Consider the following 7194-nt stretch of genomic DNA (forward strand, 5'->3'; position numbering starts at 1 on the left):
GCCATCTTCAGGATATCTTCGCCGACCAGCGCATCATATATCAGAACATCGGCAGATCGCAGGGCATGCAACCCATAAAGTGTCAAAAGGCCAGCATCACCCGGTCCACCACCGACAAGCCAAACCCAGCCGGGTTCAAAATTTGGAAGGTCTAGAGGCAGTTTATCCATTTATCACACTGTCCTTCTCGTGTAGCTTCACTTTGCAGGTACCTAAATTTGGAAAGATACCCCAAACTGGTGTTACTTTCTGTTTCTCTTTCAGAAGTAAAACCGAACGATCAATAGAATAACGGTTTAGCATTATACTGTCATGGCACGAAAACCCGAAGGAAAATTGAAAAGAGGTTGGACCACTGGTGCCTGTGCCACTGCGGCAACCAAAGCGGCTTATACAGCTCTTCTAACAAATCAATTTCCAGATCCTGTTACTATAACTCTCCCAAAAGGAGAGCAACCCGCTTTTGCTCTTTGCAGAGAAGAAAAAGACGATTGCTCAGCGATGGCAGCAATTATAAAGGATGCGGGCGACGATCCGGATGTCACCCATCATGCCACGATAATCTCTCGAGTGCGCCATGGCGTGCCTGGAAGCGGCATAGTCTTTCACGCTGGCGAAGGGGTCGGCATGGTTACCAAGCCCGGCTTGCCTATTCCGGCGGGTGAGCCTGCAATCAATCCAGTTCCCAGAAAGATGATGACCGAGGTAATCACAGAAGTTGCGGGTCAACACGGTCTGCCCGGCGATGTTGAAATTGAAATATCCATTCCTAATGGCAAAGAGCTTGCCCAGAAAACATGGAACCCGCGATTGGGCATTCTTGGCGGCCTATCCATTCTGGGGACGACAGGCGTTGTCATTCCCTTTTCCTGCTCATCCTGGATTCATTCCATACACCGCGGCATTGACGTCGCCATAGCAACCAATCGTCCGCATGTTGCCGGGTGTACAGGGTCAACATCGGAAAAAGCGGTCATGGACCTTTATGGTCTTGAAGATACAGATATGCTTGATATGGGGGATTTTGCCGGGGGTATGCTCAAATATCTGCGTGATCACCCCGTTCCCAAACTTACCATTGGCGGTGGCTTTGGCAAGCTGACAAAGCTAGCGATGGGCCATATGGATCTTCATTCTGGCCGTAGTCAGGTCGATATGTCCTGGTTGGCCGATAGACTGCGAGAGATATCAGCCCCGGAAGATATCATTGAGGAAGCACAAATAGCGAATACAGCCAATCAGGTTCTTGTGCGTTGTCTTGCCGAGGGTATTCCTCTGGCTGAAAAAATTGCTTTTCTCGCCCAAGCAGAAGCCTTGAAAATTTTAAAGGGAACTTCCCGAGATAATATCACCGAAGTAGAGATCATCATCATTGATCGTCCCGGAACTATTGTGGCTAAAACCGGCTTTTTAAAATGACTTCTAGAGAACTAGGCGAAATAAATCATCACTTGGATCAAGCACGCATTTTGATTCTGGGCGGCACCACCGAAGCCAATCAACTTGCAGAACAACTGTCGAAAAAACCGACCTTTCACGTCACGACATCACGCGCTGGCGTCACAACAAACCGTAAACAAGTATCCGGCAACGAAAGACTTGGTGGTTTTGGTGGTATCGACGGTCTCGTGAAATATCTGGAAACAAACGCAATAGACATCGTTATAGATGCCACACACCCCTTTGCTACAACAATTAGCGATCATGCCTGGACAGCCTGTCAAAAACTTGAAACTCCTCATCTTGTTCTCCAGCGCCCGGCTTGGAAAAAAGAAGAAAACGATGAATGGGTTGATGTACCTGATATGCAGGCTGCACAAGATTATTTGCAGTCTCAGGACACTTCTTTAACCATTTTCCTAACAACTGGCCAAAAAGAACTCGACGGTTTTACCTCGATTATAAAACATCGTTTCGTCGCACGAATGATCGAACCACCGGCCCCAGAAGCAGAAAAACAAAATTTAAAAGTTATACTTCAACGTGGCCCCTTCACGCTTAATGAAGAAATCCAGCTTATAAAAGAAGAAAAGATTGACCTGCTGATCAGCAAGAACTCAGGGGGTACCGCAACCAGTGCCAAGCTCATTGCCGCCAGAAAACATAATATTCCTGTTTTGATGATAGCCCGCCCGCCCCAGCCACCAGCTATGGTAATACCCACTGTGGAAGGTTGTCTGGAATGGTTAGATAATCGCTATTCAGCCGAGTAACTTTTACCTTCTCGAGAGTAAGCTTAAGCTCACACAAAAAGCCTAGCCCAATTTTTTAACACTACCTGATAATGGAAGCCCTGACATCATGCGGATCAAACTTGAAGATGAACGAAGAACCGACATTATCGAAGCTTTGATCAATTTTCACTTCTCAGAGTTTGATGAAAATATCAGTGAGTTCCGTGCTGCAGAAATCGTGGATTTCCTTCTGAAGAAAATTGGCCCGTCACAATACAATCAAGGTATCGCCGACGCCCGAAAATATTTTGCCGAGAAACTTGATGATCTCGATACAGAGTTTTACGAACCAGAAGAATAACCCGAGTTGGGATCACTCAATACAAATTCCGTTTTCTCTTAATCGCGGCCACGTTCTGCTGGTAAAGAGAAGTAAAAATCTGATCCATTACCAGGGGTGCTATCCACCCATATCCGGCCTTTGTTACGACTGAGTAAGTCCTTACATAAAGGCAAGCCTAATCCAGTCCCGTGTTCTCCCCCTGTACCGATTGTCGATGTCTTTTCATCCAAAGCAAAAATCTTCTTAACTTGCTCTTCAGACATACCAACACCATGATCCGAGACCTTAACCTCAATCATATCGGCAATTTTTTGTGCCGAAACAGAAACGCTATCCCCTTTCGCCGAAAACTTCAAAGCATTGGCGAGTAAGTTCCGCAGCACCGTCGAAACCATATTGCGATCGCAAAAAGCCTCAATGTTCTCTACTTCATTTATAAGGAGTATCCCTTTTTCTTCTGCAATAGGATCCAGAACATCCAGATTTTCCTGCGTAACTTGTCTCAGATCCACGGATTGCTTTTCCAGAGTATTTTCCATCATCTGAAGACGCGACCAGTCCAACAGATTTTGTAGAAGATCAAACACACGGTTACCTGTTTCATTTACATCGCAAGCATAGTCGACCAGCTTCTCTTTGCTCATCTTATCTGCCATCTGAGACATCATTTGAGTCATTCCCAAGAGCGAAGTAAAAGGGCTTCTTAAATCATGAGCAATAATGGAAAAGAACTTGTTTTTAATCCCAACCTCGTACTTAAGTTGCTCATTCAAAACAGCTTCTTGTTCAGCCAAAGCCGCGAGTTCGCTTGATTGCACTTCTTGTTGTCTACGGGCCATCTTGGCCTCAATCAACATCATTTCCAGACGAGAGTGAAATGCATTGGTAGCGTAGAAAACAATAATCAAAGTCAGCACAATAACTGCCAGGCCAATCAACGAGTTGGTCAAAAGGCCATCCTTAATAGCGCTTAAAGCCAGAGCCTCTTCCTGTTCCACAATAACATGCCATCCCAGCTGTGGAATGAAGCGCGTATTTAACAACATGGCTTCTCCGGCTTTTTCATACTCAAAGAACCCACTATCAGCTGCCATTATATCCTTTGCAACGACAGATACCCCATCAGCAGAGTATATATTATCGTCTTCGATCGTTGCCCCTTCTGACCGAATCAGAATCTTCCCCGCATCATCGACAAAATAAACATGACGGCCATAAACTTTTTCGTAATACCCGACGATTTCCGCCACAGTATCCAGCTTGAGTCCTACACCAACAGCTGCCAGAAAATTGTCATTATAATCAAAAATTTTATGATTAATAAAAATAGTTGTCGTATTATTTTGAGCTTCGTTCAAATCAACGTTTAGTTCGTATTCTAATGCTCCATCTTTTACCCGAAAGAACCAAGTATCATTCTGATCATCTTTAGAGATTGATTGCGTTAAGCCTTTGAAATGATAATAATTACGGGTTTTCTCAGAAACTAAGAAGCTTGTAAAAAGACCATATTCTGTTCTGATCTCATCCAGATACTGGGAAATTTTATCAACATCTTTCTCACCCTCAATCAACCAGTCTTTAACAAAGATATCGTTCGCCATAAGAGAGGCCACAAAGACAGGCTGCAACAAATCCTGCTGAATTTCTGAATAAATATTATTACTCGTCAGGGGGAGTTCATTATTAATCAGGGCTTCACGTAAGCTGTTTCGTGAAATTTGATAGTTGAGGAAGTTTGTGATCAAAAAACCCGCCATCAATACGAAACCGATCGTCAGGATAAGCGGGGCACGAACCGAGTGAGGGTTATTCCACCAGCGCATATTGAAGTCGTCCCTGTAAAAAGAGCTGTATTAGGAGATTCTTTGAAAGTTTATTTTTTGAGCTTTTACCCCCTTATATCGAGCAAAACAAGATTGGTTTGACCAAAAGTTCAAATAGCCCTCTATTATTTACGCTTGCTTCTTTTTCAGAAGACGTCATCCTTATGGCAAATCACAACAAAATCAGACACTTACCATGTTGTGTTGGGGCATTCTTTCTACGGCGAAAATCGGCGAAGAACACGTAATTCCGACAATATTCGATGCTAATGATGCTGGGATCACTGCCATCGCCAGCCAGGATAAATCAAAAGCGGACGTCCTTGCTGAACGCTTTTCTATCCCATACACCTTTGGTTCTTATGAGGAGCTCCTCGCAAGCGATTTGGTCGATGCTGTCTATATTCCCCTCTCCACGTCGCATCATGTGGAATGGTCTATCCGGGCAGCAAATGCAGGAAAACATGTGCTTTGTGAAAAACCAATTTCTCTGAAAGCATCGCAAATAGAAGAGATTATTCAAGCACGAGATAAAAATCGTGTTTTGATTTCAGAAGCTTTCATGATTACGTACCATCCGCAATGGCACAAAGTACGGAATTTGATCCAAGATGGTACCATTGGCGCTCTTTCCCACGTGCAAGCGGCGTTCACCTACTTCAATAAAGATACCCGAAACATGCGAAATATCCCCGCGCTGGGGGGCGGTGCATTACCAGATATTGGGGTTTATCCAACTGTCGCAACCCGTTTTGTCACAGGGGCTGAACCTGTCGCAGTTTTTGCACGGGTAACTTTTGATCAGGATTTTGGCACAGATACTTATGCATCCTGCCGCGCGGATTTCGGCTCCTTTGAAATGACCATGTATGTGTCAACTCAACTCGCACACAGGCAAGAAATCTCGTTTCATGGCGACAAGGGATGGATCGACGTATCAGCCCCTTTCAACGCCGGACTTTATGATGCAGATACTGTGACCGTTCACAACGCAAATCGCACCCAAAAACAAGAATTTCGTTTTCCGGGAACAAACCAATACAAACTCCAGATAGAAGCATTTTCGCAAGCAGTATTGTGTGACGTTCCTTCAATAAAATCCAAAATATTTTCTTTGGAAAATTCACAGAAAAATCAACGAATGATTGATGCTATTTATAAAGCGGGACGAACTGGTCTTTGGGAAAAGCTCTAACTACAAGGCATTAGAGCACCCAACAGTAGTTGAACTTGTTAAGATCAAAAGCTTGCTTTTTTATTTTTACACTTTATGGTTTTCACACTTAAAAACTGAATATGATTAAATGTTTATAAAATATTCATATCCCAGTTTATATTATTGCCCACCTCGTGCACTTGCTCATCAATTCTGAGTACCAAAATGACAATTAAAGCAGTTCTTCAAAGCGGAGATGAAATTCAGGTCAATGGCCCCTTGATACTGATGGCCGATGACGGTCATATTGCTGTAAGCCCAGAATTATTTTCTTGTGCCCAGAACGGGCAGTTTATCAAAGTTCATATTGATAAACTCAGAAGTGCAAATTTTTCGGAAGAAAGCCTTCATAAGGTGAAAGAAATCATGTCGTCCGAGCTTCCCAGCGTCAAGGCCATATGGCAAGAACTTCATACTCATCTGACGCTGAAATAAACCGCTATCAACAGATCAACTCTTCCACAATACGTATAGTAAGACTGTGCCCATAAGACTTTAAGCACACAAAAACACCCTCAATAATAGAAAAATAATTATAAACAAAATTATATGATATACTGCCAATATATATTGGCTCACATTTAAGATTATAGCCCCCAAAGGTTATAACCATGCTCGTTAATCTTCATAGAACACCACTTACAAGTATTTATTTCCTAATCCTACTGGCCTGCACATTCGGCTCAATTCTTCCGCTAAAAGTTACGCATGCAGCAGAGTATGAAATTTATAGTTATCATAACGTCCCTCCCTTCATTACAAGTGAGAACGAAGGTCTTAGTTACGATCTGGTTCGCTATTTAAACAAGCACAGTGATAACAAGGTTCAGTTTAAACTTAACATTATACCTCGCAAACGTTTGGACAAGTTACTTGATGCAAACAGCGACATTATTGTTCCCTGGGTATCACCAGAATGGTTTGGCATAAACGCCAGATCACGCTTCCTTTGGACAGAGCCAGTCCTCTCAGACAGCAATATCTATTTCTCTCGAAAAGATAATCCTATCGACATTAAGGAAATCACCGATTTGAAGCATCTAATGCTCGGCGGTGTTCTTGGGCATCGTTATGCAACAATTGACCAAGAAATCGCTAAAGGAAGACTTGCCAGAATCAATGCCCCACACGAACGGAACCTGATTAAAATGCTACTTGGTGAACGTGCCGACATTGCAATAATCGCAGAAAGTTCCGCACGGTATCTGATTTGGGAAGGAAAACTGGATCAAGATATATATATCAGTCCCTATAAACACAGTGCCTTTCTCCGGCGCTTGCTCATAAGCGGTTATCTGCCACAGGTACATCTATTTCTTGATGATATAATACTGAAAATGAACACAGACCCGGAATGGATCGCGATTAAATCGCGCTATAAGCCCCCCATTGAAACCAGCTAATTTTCTTTTACTGTCAAAGTTTTTCCCAAGTCTCGTCATCACCTTGGCATAAACATTGAATATACTTTAAGCATAGGAAGGATCGTTCCCATGTTTAAAATTACATTTTTCCTCGTATCGTTGTTGAACGGGCAACAGGAAATGACTATTGGGGGATCAGAAACCTACACCACTTACGAAAGCTGCAAAGCCTCTGCCGAGTTTGTGGCGCAAAACTCGCCCGAAGGTTATC

8 protein-coding genes are annotated in these 7194 nt (G+C 43.3%); 6 read left to right on the forward strand and 2 right to left on the reverse strand.

The genetic code is table 11. The annotated features are described in order from the left end of the window. On the reverse strand, positions 1-170 hold a 170-nt coding region (locus tag Q0241_RS15915; protein WP_299379230.1), incomplete at its 3' end, for an SAM-dependent methyltransferase. A 142-nt stretch (positions 171-312) separates the two neighbouring features. Between Q0241_RS15915 and Q0241_RS15920 the strand changes: the two genes are divergently transcribed. The 3 genes from Q0241_RS15920 (at position 313) to Q0241_RS15930 (ending at position 2535) form a co-directional block, all read left to right on the forward strand. After that, the gene (locus tag Q0241_RS15920) at positions 313-1419 is read left to right on the forward strand and encodes a cobalt-precorrin-5B (C(1))-methyltransferase (RefSeq protein ID WP_299379217.1); all 1107 of its coding nucleotides are present in this window, start codon (positions 313-315) and stop codon (positions 1417-1419) included. Then, a complete protein-coding gene (locus Q0241_RS15925; protein WP_299379219.1) occupies positions 1416-2213 on the forward strand; it encodes a cobalt-precorrin-6A reductase in 798 nt (265 codons plus the stop codon). The genes Q0241_RS15920 and Q0241_RS15925 overlap by 4 nt, the downstream gene beginning before the upstream one ends. Before the next feature lie 88 nt (positions 2214-2301). Continuing rightward, positions 2302-2535, forward strand: coding sequence for a DUF2164 domain-containing protein (locus tag Q0241_RS15930; protein WP_299379221.1), 234 nt, complete (start codon positions 2302-2304; stop codon positions 2533-2535). Between the two features lie 38 nt (positions 2536-2573). Here Q0241_RS15930 and Q0241_RS15935 read toward each other — a convergent pair whose 3' ends face one another. Continuing rightward, the gene (locus Q0241_RS15935) at positions 2574-4343 is read right to left on the reverse strand and encodes a sensor histidine kinase (RefSeq protein ID WP_299379223.1); all 1770 of its coding nucleotides are present in this window, start codon (positions 4341-4343) and stop codon (positions 2574-2576) included. Between the two features lie 196 nt (positions 4344-4539). Between Q0241_RS15935 and Q0241_RS15940 the strand changes: the two genes are divergently transcribed. The 3 genes from Q0241_RS15940 (at position 4540) to Q0241_RS15950 (ending at position 6962) form a co-directional block, all read left to right on the forward strand. Next, a complete protein-coding gene (locus Q0241_RS15940; protein WP_299379225.1) occupies positions 4540-5538 on the forward strand; it encodes a Gfo/Idh/MocA family oxidoreductase in 999 nt (332 codons plus the stop codon). A gap of 186 nt (positions 5539-5724) precedes the next feature. After that, positions 5725-5994, forward strand: a complete 270-nt coding sequence (locus Q0241_RS15945) for a hypothetical protein (protein ID WP_299379227.1) — start codon at positions 5725-5727, stop codon at positions 5992-5994. A 176-nt stretch (positions 5995-6170) separates the two neighbouring features. Then, positions 6171-6962, forward strand: coding sequence for an ABC transporter substrate-binding protein (locus tag Q0241_RS15950; protein ID WP_299379228.1), 792 nt, complete (start codon positions 6171-6173; stop codon positions 6960-6962). The last annotated feature ends 232 nt before the right edge of the window (positions 6963-7194 follow it).

This window comes from uncultured Kiloniella sp. (genome assembly GCF_937128705.1).
In the GTDB taxonomy this organism is placed as follows: Bacteria; Pseudomonadota; Alphaproteobacteria; order Kiloniellales; family Kiloniellaceae; genus Kiloniella.